The organism is Bradyrhizobium sp. LB11.1 (assembly GCF_040549385.1).
Taxonomy (GTDB): Bacteria; Pseudomonadota; Alphaproteobacteria; order Rhizobiales; family Xanthobacteraceae; genus Bradyrhizobium.
Genome location: NZ_JBEPTH010000003.1, coordinates 459,811 through 475,526 on the forward strand (window position 1 = coordinate 459,811; position 15,716 = coordinate 475,526).

16 protein-coding genes and 1 pseudogene are annotated in these 15,716 nt (G+C 63.2%); 3 read left to right on the top strand and 14 right to left on the bottom strand.

Translation table 11 applies throughout. The annotated features are described in order from the left end of the window. Nucleotides 1-42: 42 nt before the first annotated feature. The 3 genes from ABIA96_RS09905 to ABIA96_RS09915 all read right to left on the bottom strand — a co-directional run bounded on the left by ABIA96_RS09905 (nt 43) and on the right by ABIA96_RS09915 (nt 3,246). Nucleotides 43-1,698: an acetolactate synthase large subunit gene (locus ABIA96_RS09905; protein ID WP_354136850.1), complete on the bottom strand. Its 1,656-nt coding sequence runs from the start codon at nt 1,696-1,698 to the stop codon at nt 43-45. A 546-nt stretch (nt 1,699-2,244) separates the two neighbouring features. Further along, a complete protein-coding gene (locus ABIA96_RS09910) occupies nt 2,245-2,880 on the bottom strand; it encodes a PadR family transcriptional regulator (RefSeq protein WP_354136851.1) in 636 nt (211 codons plus the stop codon). Nucleotides 2,881-2,982: 102 nt separating this feature from the next. Next, a complete protein-coding gene (locus tag ABIA96_RS09915) occupies nt 2,983-3,246 on the bottom strand; it encodes a carboxymuconolactone decarboxylase family protein (protein WP_354136852.1) in 264 nt (87 codons plus the stop codon). A gap of 73 nt (nt 3,247-3,319) precedes the next feature. Between ABIA96_RS09915 and ABIA96_RS09920 the strand changes: the two genes are divergently transcribed. Further along, nucleotides 3,320-3,673, top strand: coding sequence for an MmcQ/YjbR family DNA-binding protein (locus ABIA96_RS09920; RefSeq protein WP_354136853.1), 354 nt, complete (start codon nt 3,320-3,322; stop codon nt 3,671-3,673). A gap of 171 nt (nt 3,674-3,844) precedes the next feature. Continuing rightward, nucleotides 3,845-4,723, top strand: a complete 879-nt coding sequence (locus tag ABIA96_RS09930) for a bifunctional helix-turn-helix transcriptional regulator/GNAT family N-acetyltransferase (RefSeq protein WP_354136854.1) — start codon at nt 3,845-3,847, stop codon at nt 4,721-4,723. A 6-nt stretch (nt 4,724-4,729) separates the two neighbouring features. Here the strand turns inward: ABIA96_RS09930 and ABIA96_RS09935 are convergent, their stop codons facing one another. From ABIA96_RS09935 to ABIA96_RS09950, 4 genes are all read right to left on the bottom strand, one after another. Beyond that, nucleotides 4,730-5,950, bottom strand: coding sequence for an MFS transporter (locus ABIA96_RS09935; RefSeq protein ID WP_354136855.1), 1,221 nt, complete (start codon nt 5,948-5,950; stop codon nt 4,730-4,732). Between the two features lie 288 nt (nt 5,951-6,238). Further along, nucleotides 6,239-9,556, bottom strand: coding sequence for a DEAD/DEAH box helicase (locus ABIA96_RS09940; RefSeq protein ID WP_354136856.1), 3,318 nt, complete (start codon nt 9,554-9,556; stop codon nt 6,239-6,241). 366 nt (nt 9,557-9,922) lie between these two features. Next, the gene (locus ABIA96_RS09945) at nt 9,923-10,504 is read right to left on the bottom strand and encodes a DUF308 domain-containing protein (RefSeq protein WP_354136857.1); all 582 of its coding nucleotides are present in this window, start codon (nt 10,502-10,504) and stop codon (nt 9,923-9,925) included. A 94-nt stretch (nt 10,505-10,598) separates the two neighbouring features. Then, nucleotides 10,599-11,183 (bottom strand): TetR/AcrR family transcriptional regulator, encoded by a 585-nt coding sequence (locus ABIA96_RS09950; RefSeq protein WP_354136858.1) that lies wholly within the window; start codon nt 11,181-11,183, stop codon nt 10,599-10,601. 76 nt (nt 11,184-11,259) lie between these two features. Between ABIA96_RS09950 and ABIA96_RS09955 the strand changes: the two genes are divergently transcribed. Further along, the gene (locus ABIA96_RS09955) at nt 11,260-11,754 is read left to right on the top strand and encodes a peptide deformylase (protein WP_354136859.1); all 495 of its coding nucleotides are present in this window, start codon (nt 11,260-11,262) and stop codon (nt 11,752-11,754) included. A gap of 193 nt (nt 11,755-11,947) precedes the next feature. Here ABIA96_RS09955 and ABIA96_RS09960 read toward each other — a convergent pair whose 3' ends face one another. The 7 genes and pseudogenes from ABIA96_RS09960 to ABIA96_RS09990 form a co-directional block, all read right to left on the bottom strand. Continuing rightward, nucleotides 11,948-12,829, bottom strand: a complete 882-nt coding sequence (locus ABIA96_RS09960) for an AraC family transcriptional regulator (RefSeq protein WP_354136860.1) — start codon at nt 12,827-12,829, stop codon at nt 11,948-11,950. Between the two features lie 191 nt (nt 12,830-13,020). Then, nucleotides 13,021-13,512 (bottom strand): PIN domain-containing protein, encoded by a 492-nt coding sequence (locus ABIA96_RS09965; protein ID WP_354136861.1) that lies wholly within the window; start codon nt 13,510-13,512, stop codon nt 13,021-13,023. Beyond that, nucleotides 13,452-13,757 carry a hypothetical protein gene (locus ABIA96_RS09970; RefSeq protein WP_354136862.1) on the bottom strand — a complete coding sequence of 102 codons (306 nt, stop codon included), beginning with the start codon at nt 13,755-13,757 and terminating at the stop codon, nt 13,452-13,454. The genes ABIA96_RS09965 and ABIA96_RS09970 overlap by 61 nt, the downstream gene beginning before the upstream one ends. Before the next feature lie 46 nt (nt 13,758-13,803). Then, nucleotides 13,804-14,004, bottom strand: a pseudogene (locus ABIA96_RS09975) (6-aminohexanoate hydrolase); the annotation flags it as partial. A gap of 16 nt (nt 14,005-14,020) precedes the next feature. Further along, nucleotides 14,021-14,458 carry a type II toxin-antitoxin system VapC family toxin gene (locus tag ABIA96_RS09980; RefSeq protein ID WP_354136863.1) on the bottom strand — a complete coding sequence of 146 codons (438 nt, stop codon included), beginning with the start codon at nt 14,456-14,458 and terminating at the stop codon, nt 14,021-14,023. Nucleotides 14,459-14,461: 3 nt separating this feature from the next. After that, a complete protein-coding gene (locus ABIA96_RS09985; protein ID WP_354136864.1) occupies nt 14,462-14,704 on the bottom strand; it encodes a type II toxin-antitoxin system Phd/YefM family antitoxin in 243 nt (80 codons plus the stop codon). Between the two features lie 108 nt (nt 14,705-14,812). Next, nucleotides 14,813-15,712, bottom strand: coding sequence for an HNH endonuclease (locus ABIA96_RS09990; RefSeq protein WP_354136865.1), 900 nt, complete (start codon nt 15,710-15,712; stop codon nt 14,813-14,815). Between the last annotated feature and the right edge of the window lie 4 nt (nt 15,713-15,716).

A 15,716-nucleotide genomic window follows, 5' to 3' on the forward strand; every position in this document is an offset into this window, starting at 1 on the left:
ATGGCTGGTATGATCCTCCCAGCAATTTTCGAGAATTTCCTCCTATTTCTGCCGCGCCCGCAGTTCGTCGACCAGCACCCGCACGTTCTCGGAATAGTCGATCGGAATCACGACCAGGTGCACGCCGCCCTCCTTGAAGGCCGCGTCCAACGTCGGGCCGAAGCTGTCGATGCTTGCGATGCGGTGGCCCTTGGCGCCATAGGCCTCGGCGTAGAGCACAAAATCGGGATTGCCGAATGTCATGCCGTAATCGGCGAAATGGTCCACGGCCTGCTTCCAGCGGATCATGCCGTAGGCGTTGTCCTCCAGCACCAGCACGACGAGATTGAGCTTGAGGCGGACGGCGGTTTCCATCTCCTGGCTGTTCATCATGAAGCCGCCGTCGCCGGCAACTGCGAGCACGCGGCGATCGGGATAGAGCATCGCGGCCATCATCGCCGACGGCAGGCCGGCGCCCATCGTCGCCAGCGCGTTGTCGAGCAGCAGCGTGTTGGCGACGCGGGTACGGTAGTTGCGCGCGAACCAGATCTTGTACATGCCGTTGTCGAGCGCGACGATGCCGTTCTCGGGGATGACCTGGCGGATGTCGTGCACGATACGCTGCGGGGTCGGCGGCCAGCGCGCCTCGGTGGCGCGGTCGGCGATGTGGTTGAGGATCTCCTCGCGCAGCGGCAGCAGCGCAGCCGCCTGCGGCAGCTTGCCTTCGAGCCGGTCGGCCAGAAGCTCCAGGCTCGGGCCGACATCGCCGACCACCTCGGCGTCAGGAAAATAGACCAGCTCGACGCTCGCCGAGGTGTAGCTGACGTGAATCACCTTTGGCCCCGATGGCCCCATGATGAAGGGCGGCTTCTCGATCGGGTCATGGCCGATCGCCACGATCAGATCGGCGGCGTCGATGGCATCGTGGACATAATCACGCTCGGACAGAGCCGCGGTGCCCATGTAGAGATTGGTGCCGCCGGGAACGGTGCCTTTGCCCATCTGCGTGGTGAAGAACGGAATGCCGGTCCGCCGCACGAAGCTCGCGATGCCGTGGGTCGAGCGCGGCCGGCTGGTCGCGGCGCCCATCATCACGAGCGGACGCGCTGCGGCCAAAATCATCTCGGCGGCGCGGTCGAGCGCGGCGCGATGCGCAACCGGAATCTCGATCGGGTGGATTGGGATCACGGGAACGGCCGGCACCTCGTCGCCCGCGACGTCTTCTGGCAACTCGAGATGCACGGGACCCGGCCGCTCCTCCATCGCCACGCGAAAAGCGTCGCGCACCACGGTCGGAATCGAGGAGGCGTTGATGATCTGCCGGGACAATTTCGTCAGCGGCTTCATGGTCGCGACCACGTCCACGATCTGGAAGCGCGCCTGCCGGCTGCTCATGATCGGCTTCTGGCCGGTAATGAGGATCATCGGCATAGCGCCGAGATGTGCATAGGCGGCCCCCGTCGACAGATTGAGCGCGCCGGGGCCGAGCGTCGACAGGCAGACGCCGGGCTTACCGGTCAGCCGGCCATGAGTCGCTGCCATGAAGGCAGCGGCCTGCTCGTGGCGGGTCAGGATCAACTGAATTTTTGAGGTGCGCAACGATTCGACGAGATCAAGATTCTCTTCGCCGGGAACACCGAAGATACGATCGACGCCTTCGTTCTCCAGCGCCGCGACAAACAGGTCCGATCCTTTGACTTTGTGGTCCTGCTTGCTCATATCGCCTCCGCTTGCTGCTGCCGTGTCCGCTCCGGGAACAAAATTCATCGTAGCGGTCTGGGTCGCATGCACAACTCACAAAGAGGCGCGCAATTGCATCAACTCCGTCATTGCGAGCGCAGCGAAGCCATCCAAGATCTTTCCGCGGATGCATTTCTGGACTGCTTCGCTGTGCTCGTCATGACGGAGTGTGAAGAGGCGGCATGCTCCACTCTCGTGTCCCGGAGGCGCTGCAATGCGTAGCATTGCTGCGCAGAGTCGGGCCCCAGAAAGCAACAGTATCCATGCGGACACGACAGTCCCGGACTACGCTGAAGCGAAATCCGGGCTACAGCGATGGGCGAGCGCCCCTTCGGCGCTCGCCCGCCCGATACGCACAGCGCGGGCGTGGGAGTCGCGGCTGTTGAAAGAGCTGCGCGGTCCGCCGCCGGAAGGCCGCTACCGCGCGCCCTGCAGGCGCGCGATCACCGCGTTCACGCGCGGATCCTGAATCGGGCTGTGCGGCCGATCGGTCATGTCTTGCTTTCCTTGCGTCACTTGCGTCAGTCACTTGCCGAGGATTTCCGCGGCCGCACGCTCCAGAATTCCGGCGATGCGACGCGCCTCGGCAGAATCGCTGCCGTGCTTGGAACGTAGCGCGCGCTTGAGATTGTGACGGGCGCGATGCATCTCGTCGGAGGCATCGGCATCGAGATCGCTGACGCCGGCAAAGGCCTCGCGCACCTCGTCCATGCGGCGTCCGATCCGCGACAGCGCCTGGAGGATCGCATCAGCCGTCCCGCGCTGCTCGGCAAGATGCGCCTCGCCTTGCGGCGTGAGGCTGTAGAGTTTTCTGCCGCCGTCCTGCGCGACGCTCGCGTGGCCGACCTCTTCGAGATAAGTCAGCGCCGGATAGATCACGCCCGGGCTCGGCGTATAAAATCCTTCCGAACGCTCCTCGATGATCTTGATCAGCTCGTAGCCATGCGCGGCCTTTTCGGCGAGCAGTGCCAGGATTACGAGCTGAAGGTCCTGCGACGACAGCCGCCGCGCACCGGGAAGATCGTCGCCGCCGCGCCCGAAAAAGCCATGCCCGCCGCGGCCGAAGCGATGCCGCCCGCCATGTCGGCCCATGGCGAAGTGGGCGAAGTGGGCGAAGTGCCCAAAGTGGAAGTCTCTGTGGTCTCGGTGTTTGCCGAACATATCTTACGTCCTTTCTCAAAACATATCGTACGATATAATTTGAGATATCCTCGATGCAACTCACGGGTCTGTGATCGATTGCTGCGCGCCCGCCGCCGGCCGCTACTCGGCAGCCTCGCCGTGCGGGACGGCCTGCTCGACCTCAAGCTGGAGGATGTCGTTGAAGCGGTTGAAGGCGCCGCGGAGCGCGATGTGCCAAGTCAGCTCGACGATCTGGGCTTCCGAAAAGTGCGTGCTCAGGCGGGCAAAGATCTCGTCGCGCGACCTGTCCCAGTTGTTGGTGACCGCGATCGAATATTCGACGACGAGCTTGTCGAACTCATCAAGCTCGGGATGATCCTTGTAGTCGTTCGCTCGCAAGATCAACCAGCAACGACCGCATATGCTTGAATATCGGCGCGCGATGCGCCATCACACCAGCCTGGTTCTCGAACGCGCCATGACTCCCAGAACCTTCGAAACCCGCTGCCTGCGCCTGCCCGCTGCCACCAAGGTGGTGCAGTGGGAAGGCACCTCTGTGTTCAAGGTTGGCGGCAAGATGTTCGCGCTGAGCGGCGGCTTCACGGCCGGCTCCGGCGGCTACTTGTTCAAGGTCTCGAACATTGCCTACGCCATGCTGATCGAGCACGGCCTGGCGCGGCCCGCGCCCTATCTCGCGCGGGCCAAATGGGTGCAGCTCGTCAGCAACAATGCACTGCCGGATGCCGAGCTCACGGCCTATCTCGCACAGGCTCATGCTCTCATCGTGACCAAGCTGACGCGGAAGGCTCGCAAGGAGCTCAGGCTAGACTAGAGCTTCGCCCGCCGGACATGGGGCCGATCCAACCGACATCCGCCAGGATCGCGACGCAGCGTCGATAATACTCCTCGCCGTCGAGCGTCCCCGCGACGTGCCGGGCGAAGTACGGACAGGCAAAATCCGGAGGCGATTGACGACAGATTTATATCTGACTACCGTCAGACAATGCTGAATCCCATCTCCCGCGTCCGCCGCTTCAACCGTGCCGTGACGTCCGCCGTCGGTGCGCTCGATACATCGTTCCTCGGCCGCGGGCGGCCGCTCGGGGCGGCGCGTGTGCTCAATGCGATCGGACAGGGTCGCTCGGATGTGGGCGAGGTCCGCGACTATCTCAACCTCGATTCCGGATTGATGAGCCGGCTGTTGCGCAGCCTGGAAGATGAAGGCCTGATCGAGACGCACGCGCATGAGGATGATGCGCGGCGCCGTGTAGTCAGCCTGACGCGCGCGGGCAGGCGCGAATACGCGGCCTACGAGGCGCTGTCGAATAAGCAGGCCGAGGGCTTTCTCGCCCGCAATTCGCAAGCCGAGGCGCTGCTCGCGGCGATGGATCTGATCGCCTCCGCGCTGACGCGCGACCGTATCGCGCTCGCCGAGATGGATCCGCGCAGCGACGAGGCGCGCTATTGCCTAAGGGAATATTACGCCGAACTTGGCCGCCGTTTCAAACAGGGCTTCGACGTCTCGCTGTCGCGCGATCCTGATGCCAAGGACATGCGCCGGCCGCGCGGCGGCTTCATCGTCGCGATGTCGGACACACTGCCGATCGGCTGCATCGGCCTGAAGGGCACCGATCACGGCTATGCCGAGATCAAGCGGCTTTGGGTTGCGCCCTCCGCACGCGGAATGCGGCTCGGCAAGCGCCTGATGGATGCTGCCGAGGATGCCGCGCGTAGGCTCGGCATCGCACTGTTGCGGCTTGACACCAACAGCGCGCTGCCGGAGGCCGGCCAGCTCTACCGCACCACCGGCTGGCGCGAGATCCCGCGGTTCAACGACGATCCCTATCCGGATCTGTTCTTCGAAAAACAGATCCGGTCGTAGACCTCGTCACGCCGCCACCGGCGCGGGCTCGGCTTGCGGCTTCGGGAACGGCCTGAACGTCATCGCCATCAGGAATGCGCCGAGGCCCATCGCCCAGGAGCCGATATAGAGCCAGGCGTAGCTGGAGAACGCATCGTAGATCAGGCCGCCGGCGAGCGGGCCCGTCGCCATGCCGAGGCTGCCGGCCATGGCGGTGCCGCCGATCACGGTGCCCATCATCTTGAGCGGAAAGTTTTCGCGGATGATCACCGCATAGAGCGGCATGGTGCCGGCATAGATGAAGCCGAAGACCGTCGCCACCATGTAGAAGGTCGTGAGCTCGTGGGCGAAGACATAAGCGAGCGCGCCGAAGGCTTGCGCGAGCAGGCCCGAGACCAGCACGCGCTTGGCGCCGAGACGGTCACCCATCAGGCCGAAGGCGATGCGGCCGCCGAGACCGGCCAATCCCTCGACGCTATAGATCGTCACCGCCGCGATCAGCGGGATACCGCAACTCACGGCATAGCTGACGGTGTGGATGATCGGGCCGGAATGGGTGGCGCAGCAGAAGAAATTGGTGGCGAGCAGGATGATGAATTGCGGCGAGCGCAGCGCTTCGCCCACCGACATCTCGTTCCGCGGCCCGCCTTGGCCGGCTGCCGCGACCGGCGGATGCGCCAGCGCTGGCGGCCGGCGCACCAGCAGCGCGACCGGGATCATGATGACGGCGACGACCAGCGCGATGATCTGCATCGCGGTGCGCCAGTCATGATGGGACACCAGCCAGGCCGCGAGCGGCGCCATCGTCATCGGCGCCACGCCCATGCCGGCCGACACCAGCGACACGGCGAGGCTGCGATGGGTGTCGAACCAGCCCGTGACGGTCGCCATCATCGGCGCGAAGATCGCCGCGCAGGAGGCGCCGACCAGCAGGCCGAAGACGAACTGAAACGCGATCAGCGAGGTCGCATGGCTTGCGGCGAACAGGCTCAGCGCCAGCACGATCGATCCGGTCAGCACCACCGGCAGCGGACCAAATTTATCCGTCAGCGTGCCCCACGCCATGCTGGTGAAGGCCATCGCCAGGAAGCCGATCGTCATCGCGCTTGAGATGCCGGTCACGGACCAGCCGGTGTCTTTTGCGATCGGCTGCAGGAACACCGGCAGCGAAAACATGCCGCCGATCGCGACGCAGCCGAGCAAGCCGCCGGCGGCGACGATTACCCAGCGATAAGAGGAAGCATTCATTGTTGTCTCCCGTCAGGTCTGTCTGGGTGGAAGACGAATGGGAACCGTGGGGGCCGACAGCTTAGCGCAAATTTTTGCGGCGGTGACCACCAACAAGATGTCGAAAACAACCCCATGCACAGTAGCCGGCCGCAGCGGGATCAATGACTTACGGCACCGGTGAGTTGCAACGCCGGTCACTCACGATGTCACACCGCGATTTGACACGTCGGGCAAAACACCTGCATGATGTCATCATCCCGCATCCACGATCGCATCGTCCCGAAGCGCCTGCCGCTCCGCGCCGGGCTACGCGTCGAACAGGGCATTCACGTCGCTCTCCGTGAGGGCCGACCCGATCCCGCCTTCACGGTCGAACAGGCCATCGGCGAGCGCGCGCTTTCGCGCCTTGAGCTCGTCCATCTTTTCCTCGATCGTGCCGGCGGCGACCAGCCTGTAGACGAATACGGCCTTGTCCTGTCCGATCCGATAGGCCCGATCGATCGCCTGTTCCTCGACGGCGGGATTCCACCAGGGATCGAAGATGACGACAGTATCGGCTGCTGTCAGGTTGAGGCCCACGCCGCCCGCCTTCAGGCTGATCAGGAAGACCTGCGCCGAACCGTTCTGGAATGCTTCGATCGCTGTCTTGCGATCCTTGGTCTTGCCGGTGAGCATGCTGTAGCGCAAGCCATCCTCGTCGAGGGGCCGCCTGATCAGATCGAGCATGGAGGTGAACTGCGAGAACACGATGATCTTTCGTCCCTCGCTCGCCAGTTCCCGCACCATCTCGATCAGGCGATCGAGCTTGGCCGACGGCCGTTCGACCCCGTCATCGAGCTTGAGCAGCGCCGGATCGCAACATGCCTGCCGCATCCGGAGCAGAGCTTCGAGAACCACGATATGGCTCTTTGCCAGGCCGCGCTCTGCGATGGCCTCGCGAACCTTGCGCGACATCGACAGCCGTATCGAATCGTAGAGGTCGCGTTGCGGTCCCTCCAGCACGATGGTCTCGACGATCTCGCTCTTGGCGGGCAGCTCGGTCGCCACTTCCGCCTTGGTCCGGCGCAACAGGAACGGCTTGACGCGCCGCGCCAGCACCGCGGCCCGCATCTTGTCGGCCCGCTTCTCGATCGGTGTGCGCCATTGGCGCGCGAAGGCAGCCTTGTCGCCGAGATAGCCGGGGTTAACGAAGCTCATGATCGACCAGAGTTCGCCAAGGTGGTTTTCCATCGGCGTTCCGGTGAGACAGAAGCGATGTCGCGCCTTCGTCTCGCGCAGCCATCGCGTGGTGGCGGCATCGGGATTCTTGACCGTCTGGGCCTCGTCCAGCACGGCCATGTGCCATTCGCGTTCCAGCAGGACCTCGCGGTCCCTTGCGATCAGCGGATAGGTGGTCAGAACCAGATCGTGTCCGGCGATAAGGTCGAACTTCTCCTTGCGGTCCGGCCCATGCAGGACGAGGACTTTCAGGTCCGGTGCAAACTTTTGCGCTTCGGCGGACCAGTTTGTCATCAGGCTGGTCGGCGCGACGACCAGCACAGGATCGGTCATGCGACCGCGCTGCTTTTCCAGCGAGATCAGGGCCAGGATCTGCACGGTCTTGCCCAGCCCCATATCGTCGGCCAGAACGCCGCCCAATCCGCTCTCGCGGAGCAGATCGAGCCACGCGACGCCCTGCGCCTGATAAGGCCGAAGCGTGGCACGAAAGGTCGGAGGCAGCTGCGGAGCGGTCAGCCCCCGAGATTGAATTAAGCCGGCGAGATGGCGCAGATTGTCGGCGCCCCGAAACGTAAACTTTTCATTCTCCACGTCGAGCAGCGGAACGATGTCCATGCGCGACAGCCGGAGCTTTCCCGCGCCATGCGCGAACGCGCCGGTCATCTGAAGGCCATGCAGCGCAAGCACGAGCGGAAGAAACCGGTCGGCAGCCAACGCGAGATGCCGGCCGTCGGCAAGCGGCAGATAGAACGGGTCGCCCTGCGCGGCGAGTTGTTTGACGAGGTCGGGTGCGAATCCCGGTTCCGACACCAGCGCGGCCAGATGCGGCGCGAGATCGTGCCGCTCGCCGTCGATCTCGATGCCGAGCGCCAGTTCGAACCAGTCGATACCGCTGGACTCCAGCACCGCGTCGAAATCGCCCGAGGACTCCGCCAGCCGGAACGGAAAGTCGTCGCTGATCAGGATATCGAAGCCTTCCATCCGCAATTGCTCGGCATGGAGGGACAGAAATGCGAACCACTTGCCGCGATCGCCGAGCCCCAGGTCCATGGCATTGTCGAAGTCGAGCGTCGGGTGCGCCGACCGCGCATCCACAAAACCAACCGCTGCCAGCCGTTGACGCGCCTGCCGCTCCTTGCCCTGCCGCCTTTTGATTGCATAGACCTGCCCTGCTTCGAACAGCTCCACGCGGGTCGGCCTTTGGGTCGGATCGATCTCGAACCGGCCGTAGCGAAAGCCGACACTGGCGACTGCGAAGGGCCCCCGTTGCTGGTCCTTGTCGCGGGCGTAATAGTAGTAGCTCGTGTTCAAACGCCCGAGCTTCAGCCGCAGGATTGGCCTCGGATCCTCGTCGATCTCTGTCACGTTGGGAGCGGGCGCAGGCAGAATTCCGTGATGGAGTGCAGGCAGCTTCTGGCTCAGGCGGCGTGACACCTCCTCGACTTGCGCGCGGGGAATGGCGGGCGCCGAAAGGAACTGACCCGCCAGACGCGCCGACAGCCCCAACCGGACCGGCCCGATCAGCCCGCCGGCCTCTTCGACATAAACCGGCGGTTCGGCGTTGAGCGCGACCGCGCCCGGCACGACGAGATATGGCGCGACGGACCGCTTGCCGGCCTCGCGCCATTCGATGCGGCCATCGCGCGCATCGCCCCACTTCATCGGCCTGCCCTTGTGATCCAGCCAAAATGCCCGGCCAGTCGCGACGATCCGCTGCAACAGCTCGACCGGATACGGGAGTTCGGTATAGTAATCACGAAAGCGGGTCGCGATCTGCGTCACGAGGTCGACGTCGATCTCACGGAAGTACTTTGGCGCTCGTTCCGGCTTGAACTCGTATTGGCTCGGACTGGTGTAGTTGTCGGCCAATGCGCCGCTCCTCAGCGTCCGGACCGAGCGCAGGCTTATGGCGAGGCGTGGCCTGCCATCGCGCGACGGGGCCAGGCAGTACACGAGGCGCTGGCTCTCGTCCCCGGTATCATCGGTTCCCCTCGCCGCGCGGCCGACACTATCGATCCAGTTGTTCAGTTCCAGAGAGAGCGCCGGGGGCGCGGCGTAACCAGGCGCCTTGGTGGTTTGCGCGCCCGTTTGCGGCGCCTGTTCCACCGGATCGTTGTCGCTCATCGCCTCGAGCAGGGTCGCCGCGACGAGCTTGCAATTGAAGTCCATCGGACAATTGCAATCGCCGTCGATGTCGGCGAGCTCGCCATGCGTAAATTTCAAATTGATGTCGACGCTGTAGACGTTTCCCTGGCTACCGCGCACCTGGGCGCCGACATGCGTCAGGTCGTCGCTGACCGCCAGTCTGGAGACCCGGCGCTCCGCCTGATAGACGTGCGCCTTCTCCATCGCAGCTCGGCTGAAGTAACTGGTGATGTCTTTGCGATTGAGAACTTCAGATAGCACGTGCGGCTGTATCCACAGCGATTTACCAGCGTGGAGCATAGCCGCTTCGTCTGAACCTTTGTAGCGGCTAAAACCGGGTTGTGAACAGAGCGCTGACATCGCGCGGCGCCATCCGGTCGCAGGGCAATCGCATATGGGAGCGATTCCCCCCATAGCCATCCTTCGAGACGCCCGCCGTTGGCGGGCCCTCAGGATGAGGACCGAGTGCGCGGCCGTCGTTTCGACCAGCACCGATGTCACTTAGCCTCATCCTGAGGAGAGCGCGAAGCGGTCGTCTCGAAGGACGAGGCGCGCGCCGCGATCGCGCAAACTGCCATATGCGATTGCCCTGCATCCGGTCGTCAGCGTGCCGCAAATGATGCTGCTTCAGACCCGCTTGGCGCGCTGACGCCACTCGCTGACGGTGAGCCAAAGCGCCGAGACCAGGAAGTAGAGCGCACCGACGCCGGCATAGCCCGCGACATTCGCGATGGATGGGACTGCGGGCATCGTGGCCTGAAAAATGAAGAACCCGCCCGCGAGTGCCGACTGACCACCGCTGAGCACCATGGCCCATTGCGCGCCAAAACTTTTCCAGCGCCGGATCGCCGTCCCCAGTTGGAGCAAGCCTGAGAGAATCGCCCATGCGCCGAACACGCCGAGCACCCCGTTCATGCTCGCTTGCAAGGCGACGATGACGGCGACTGATGTCGCGAGACTGACTACGACGTTCAGTGCCTGCGTGCGGTTTTGACTGAGGCCTCCGCTGCGCAAGGCGTCGAGGAAATTGGCTGCGGCGTCCCATGCCGGATAGAGCACGAGCAAGGCGCCGGCGATCGCCGCAGATGACGGCGCGACGGCAAACGCGGCAGCGACCCAGACGACGGAGAACGCCCCGCGGAGGAAGTAGTATTGTTTGAGCCATTGCTCGCGATCGTCAAGAACGAGATCCATCTGATAGTGAGTCATCGCCTTCTCTCCTTACCTAATAGTTGGTAGCCTTCGCACAGCAGGATGCGTTCACCCCGATGCCTGTGGGTGCCGTTGTCATCTCGCCGATATCTCAGTGCTTCGCGGACAGCCGATCCAGCAGCGGTGCGGTGATCACACCGAACATTTTGGGATCGCCATAAGCGCGCGCCGACAGCATCGCGCCGTGAATGGTCGCCATGAATCCTTCAGCCTCGACCCGGGCTGCGCCGGAGAATTTGAACCGCCCCTTCCGCTTGCCGCGCTCCATTACCGACGTCAGCCAAGAGGCCAGCGAACGGAAGTGGGCCCGGACTTCGAGCGCCACCTCCTCCGGCAAGATCGGAAGCTCGCTCGCAAGAAGCGCGCAGACGCAGAAAGGAACGCTCGCGTCCGTGATGCACGCCTCCCAATACCCGACATAGCTTTTGAGCTGCTCGCGCGGGTCATCGATATTGCGCTCGAGCGCCGACAGTCCGGCTACGGCCTCTTCGCGATAGTGGGACACCAGAGTACGGACGAGGTCGACCTTGCTGGCGAAGTGGTGGTGGATGCTCGGCTTGCGAATGCCGACGACTTCGGCCACGTCGGCGTAGCTGAAGCCGTTGTAGCCGCCCGCGATGATCAGCGTGCGGGCGCAGGCCAGGATATCGTCGGCGGTCGAGGAAGCGTTGGTCATGGAAGTTAACTACCTTCCAGTTGGTAGGGCGTCAAGGACCAGTGCTTCACTCCCCCGTGAGTGGTAGGAGCCGCACATGACTATTCGCCCAATCGTCCGCTATCCCGACCGCCGGCTCGCCATGCGCGCCCGCCCCGTCACCGCCTTCGACGGCGGCTTGCGCGAGCTTGCGAACGATCTGCTGGAGACCATGCGCGCCGCGCCCGGCATCGGCATCACGGCGTCGCATGTTGGCGTGCCCTTGCGCGTCGTCGTGCTCGAGCTCGACGCCAGAGCCCCGCAGACCTACGTCAATCCCGAGATCGAATGGGCCTCGCCGGAAATGATTTTGCACAAGGAAGGCAGCGTCTCGATGCCCGGCGTCAACGACGACGTCCAGCGCCACGCGCGCGTGCGGATCAGCTATCAGGATCTCGACGGCAAGACGCAAAGCGAGGAGTCCGACGGGTTGCGCGCTGTCTGCCATCAACACGAGATCGACCAGCTCGACGGCCTGTTCTGGATCCAGCGGCTGTCGCGGCTGAAGCGCGAGCGGCTGGTGAAGCGGTTCGAGAAGATGGCGCGGGGCTAGAGCGAGTTAGTTCTCCTGGAATGGCATTATTCTCCTCATCCTGAGGAGACCGCGCAGCGGTCGTCTCGAAGGATGGCCACGGGCGCGATCCGGGCCTTCATGGTTCGAGACGCGCGTTCCGCGCTCCTCACCATGAGGGTCCTCCGACCCACCTGACGCACGAGGGCGAAGGGACAGGCCGCCCTCCGAGCAGCTATTTCAACGGCAGAAACAGCTCCACCACGGCCTCGTGCTCCGGCACTTCCGGAAAGAAGCTCAGCCGCTGGCAATAGATCGGGAAATCGCGGGCCTCCTCGCCGCTGGCGGGAAGCCAGTCGCGATAGAGATAGAGCGCGGCGGGCTCCAGATTGTCGGTGTAGCCGACGACGCGCAGCACGGCGCAGCGTCCGCCGGGGATCTCGCCGGCCTTCATCGCTTCGTCATTGGCCGCGATCGGCTGATCGGTACCGACACAGAGGTCCGCGCTGTAATCGGCTGGCTGCGCGGGCCGCCGCTCGGAACGCCAGACGTTGAAGGTCGGGCTTGTGCTGGGGTGCAGGTTGGCCGCCTTACGCCAGGCGATGAAGCGCTGGATGGTGGCGCCGAGCGTCGCAGGGCTCCCCCGATGCTCCATGATCGCCACCCGTGTGGTCGGCACGTCGCGGATCGTCACGTCGTCACTGGCAAAACTTGTCTTCATGAGCTTGCTCCTCGCATTGTCTAAAGGCCCGAAGGCCGCAAGCCACGGCTCCCAATCGGGAGACTTTTGGAACGACGACGGCGATTGCCCGAACCGTTGCCGAAAGGCGCGGGCGAAGGCATCCGGCGCCTCGTAACCGGCATCCATCGCGATGTCCGTGACGCTTTGCGCGTCCACGTAGGCCAGCCGGTATGAAGCGCGCTTCATCCGGGCGAGCTGGACATAGCGATGCACGGACAACCCGAAGGTCGCCGTGAACTGCCGATGGAAGTGAAACTTCGAGAAGGCCGCAACAGCGCTTAAGCTGTCCAGGTCCAGATCCGCGTCGAGATGCCGGTCGATATGATCCAGCACCCGCCGCATCCGGTCCTGATAGTTTTGCAACGCCGCCGTCATCGTCCCTCCTCCGTGGCGGCTTCAGTTAGGCGATGATGGGCACTAGACGCTCGACCGATCTTGCGGTTTGGCAGGGATCCGTAGCCCGGATGGAGCGCAGCGTAATCCGGGATTCATGCCACACAAGCAGCTGCGCGAAACGGTTGGTCTGTTCCCGGATTGCGCTGCGCTCCATCCGGGCTACAAAAACGCTAGTCGATCTCCACAAGTGCGCGCATGAAATTCGGCGTCGACCACGTCGCCACACCCGTTCCGGCAAAGTCGCGGTCGGTCGTCCAAACGTCAGCATCGACGCTCCAGGCGAGTGCCAGCACATGCGCGTCGCGTTCGGCTCCGTTGCGACTCGGCACGGCGTCACGAAGCGTCTCCCCGCATCGGTCAAGCATGGGCGCCAATGCGGCGACGGGAACGATCGTGAGTAATTCGGCCAGATCGTCGAGCACCTCGATCAGCTCCGGACGCCGCAATCCGAGCGTGATGCGCCGGCGCGCCTCCTGCATAACTCGGTCCGTCGTCACCAGAACCGAGCTTTCGGCAGCTTGCAGGAGTGCGCCGGAGCTTCGGCCACGAACGGCGGCGATCAGAATGGCCGCATCGATGACGATTGTGGTCGACGGCCGTCTCATGCCTTCGGGTTTGATTTGGACTTGGCTGTGAGCGCTTTCACGGCCGAGACGGACCAATCGACCGGATCGACGTCGCCAAATTCAGCGAGCGCCGCGTTGTCCGCGGCGACGTCGCGGCCTTTCGCAAGCCTCTCGGCCCGCGCCAGTACCGCAGCAAGCCGATCCGGATCGGTCGCCTTAAGAGGGATGAGCAGGCCGACTGTCCGCTCACCCGACTTGACCGGCGTGGGACCGGGCAACGCACCGATCGCCTCGCCGGAAATCTTCTGCAAATCGCGGATGCTGATGTGGCTCATAGCCATTTACATACACCTATATGTAATCAACGGCAAGCCCTACGCACCCTCCCTATCCCCCCGCCATCAGCGCCTTCGCCAACGCCATATACGCCGGCAGTGTCACGGGATCGTTGGCGGCGTTGCCCGCGACGGGGTGCGAGGCGTAACGCGCGATCACCATTTCGGCTTTTGGATCGATGTAGATGCCCTGGCCGTGAACGCCGCGCGCCATGAAGGCGCTGTGGGCGTTGTGCGTGCCCCACCATTGATTGCCACCTGCGCAACAATCAGGACCTCGGCAAATCAACAAAGGGATCGAGCACCGGCACACCGAGTGGCTTGAAGTGTCTGACGTTACGCGACAGGACCGTCAGCACATGCTGGCGTGCTGTCGCAGCAATGATGATGTCCGCAAATCCGGGCGCATGCCCCTGCCCGCGGGCCCGGTCCGATAGCTCCCCCGCGAGCCGCGCCGCCTGTGTGTCGAACGTCAGAATTCGGTCGCCATAGAGATGCAACACAGCCTCAAGCCATTGGGCCAGATCCTTGCTCCTGCGCGTGGCTTTCTCGCGGCGCAGCTTGGCTATTCCGTCCTCGACCTCCGCAATGGTCACGACAGACAAGAACAGGGAGGCGGATTGTGCATCCATCCATTCGACCATCGCCGCCGGAGCCAGCCGGTTCGGCGAGGCCGCAGAAATGACATTGGTATCGACGAGGTACACGCTTCAGAAGTCGGTCTTGCGCAGCCTGGACCGATTGCGCGCCGGCAAATCGCCCGCTTTCACGGGAGCCGCCGTCAACAGACGCCCAAAGCTCGGGACCTGCGAGAGCCGGCGCCACTCGTCGTAGCTCAAGACCACCGCCTGTTTCTTGCCGTGACGCGTGATCACCGCAGGCTTGCCGTCGATGGCTTCATCGACGACCGCGGAGAGGTTGGCCTTCGCGTCACGAAGTTGGATTTCGCGCATGAGACACCTATATGACTACTGTAGTCATACCTGAGATTTCGCCGTATATCAAGGAACCTGCAACCACGGACATCAGATCACGTTCGAACAGGGGTAAGCCTGCCTCGCCTATTGCTTGAAGCAATGCTCGCGGTGCCACTTTAGAAAATGCGGGTGTGGGCGATCTGATAATCGGTGCGGCGGAAGTGCATGGCCGCTCTTATTGATGATCGACCGCACTCCATCCGAATCGTTTGTCTGGCGCGAGATTAATATCTCCAAATTGTCGGCCAGGCCGATTAGACCTCGATCGAACATCCAATGCGCGGTGCCGGAAAGAGCAATGCCATTGCTAATGATGTCAGGTCCGTTTGCCTCAACTGGCCTAATGTGAGCGGCGGCGACTTCCGCACGTCCCATTCCGTTGACGAGCTTTAGCCCCGTGATGGCACAACGCTCATCGTAGGCGCGTAGCACAATGCGGCGGAAGACCCGGTCGCGCAAAACTCTCGAGAGCGTCAAGCTAACGCGGTCACGATGGTGCTCGAAGATGAAAGGCTTCTGCTTCTCGTTGAGATCGAGCGGCGGGACATCATCATCGCGTCGCGGTAGTAGAGGCGTATTGTCCGCGAGACCAAGTCCGCATATTCGATCGAAATCGTCCGAAGAAACTGGACGGACGGCCGATTGAGCGCGTCCTGAAATTCGCCCCTGCTCGTTCAGGACGCCACGTTCCACAGGACCAGTTGGCCCATTGAAGGAGACCGGATTGGCAAAATCGAGATAACTTCCGGGCTCAATCAGAGCGAGATACATCCCCGAAGTGGCGCGATCGGGAATAACCTGCTGAACCCGCGCAATCGCAAAGTAGCCGCGCGTCTCGGCGACCTTGCTTGGTTCATAGTAGATTATCCAATCGCCAACGCACGCCTCAACTCGGCGGAGATATTGACTAGGAAACTGATATTGTTCAGCGGGGCTGTCATCGTAAATCGAATCCGATCGATGGATGAAGACCCCAAAAGCCATGATC

Bases quoted from the DNA above. Each gene is read 5' to 3' on its own strand.
- ABIA96_RS09905 (WP_354136850.1), bottom strand. From the start codon at position 1,698: ATGAGCAAGCAGGACCACAAAGTCAAAGGATCGGACCTGTTTGTCGCG.
- ABIA96_RS09910 (WP_354136851.1), bottom strand. From the start codon at position 2,880: ATGTTCGGCAAACACCGAGACCACAGAGACTTCCACTTTGGGCACTTC.
- ABIA96_RS09920 (WP_354136853.1), top strand. From the start codon at position 3,320: ATGACTCCCAGAACCTTCGAAACCCGCTGCCTGCGCCTGCCCGCTGCC.
- ABIA96_RS09930 (WP_354136854.1), top strand. From the start codon at position 3,845: ATGCTGAATCCCATCTCCCGCGTCCGCCGCTTCAACCGTGCCGTGACG.
- ABIA96_RS09935 (WP_354136855.1), bottom strand. From the start codon at position 5,950: ATGAATGCTTCCTCTTATCGCTGGGTAATCGTCGCCGCCGGCGGCTTG.
- ABIA96_RS09945 (WP_354136857.1), bottom strand. From the start codon at position 10,504: ATGACTCACTATCAGATGGATCTCGTTCTTGACGATCGCGAGCAATGG.
- ABIA96_RS09950 (WP_354136858.1), bottom strand. From the start codon at position 11,183: ATGACCAACGCTTCCTCGACCGCCGACGATATCCTGGCCTGCGCCCGC.
- ABIA96_RS09955 (WP_354136859.1), top strand. From the start codon at position 11,260: ATGACTATTCGCCCAATCGTCCGCTATCCCGACCGCCGGCTCGCCATG.
- ABIA96_RS09960 (WP_354136860.1), bottom strand. From the start codon at position 12,829: ATGACGGCGGCGTTGCAAAACTATCAGGACCGGATGCGGCGGGTGCTG.
- ABIA96_RS09970 (WP_354136862.1), bottom strand. From the start codon at position 13,757: ATGGCTATGAGCCACATCAGCATCCGCGATTTGCAGAAGATTTCCGGC.
- ABIA96_RS09985 (WP_354136864.1), bottom strand. From the start codon at position 14,704: ATGCGCGAAATCCAACTTCGTGACGCGAAGGCCAACCTCTCCGCGGTC.
- ABIA96_RS09990 (WP_354136865.1), bottom strand. From the start codon at position 15,712: ATGGCTTTTGGGGTCTTCATCCATCGATCGGATTCGATTTACGATGAC.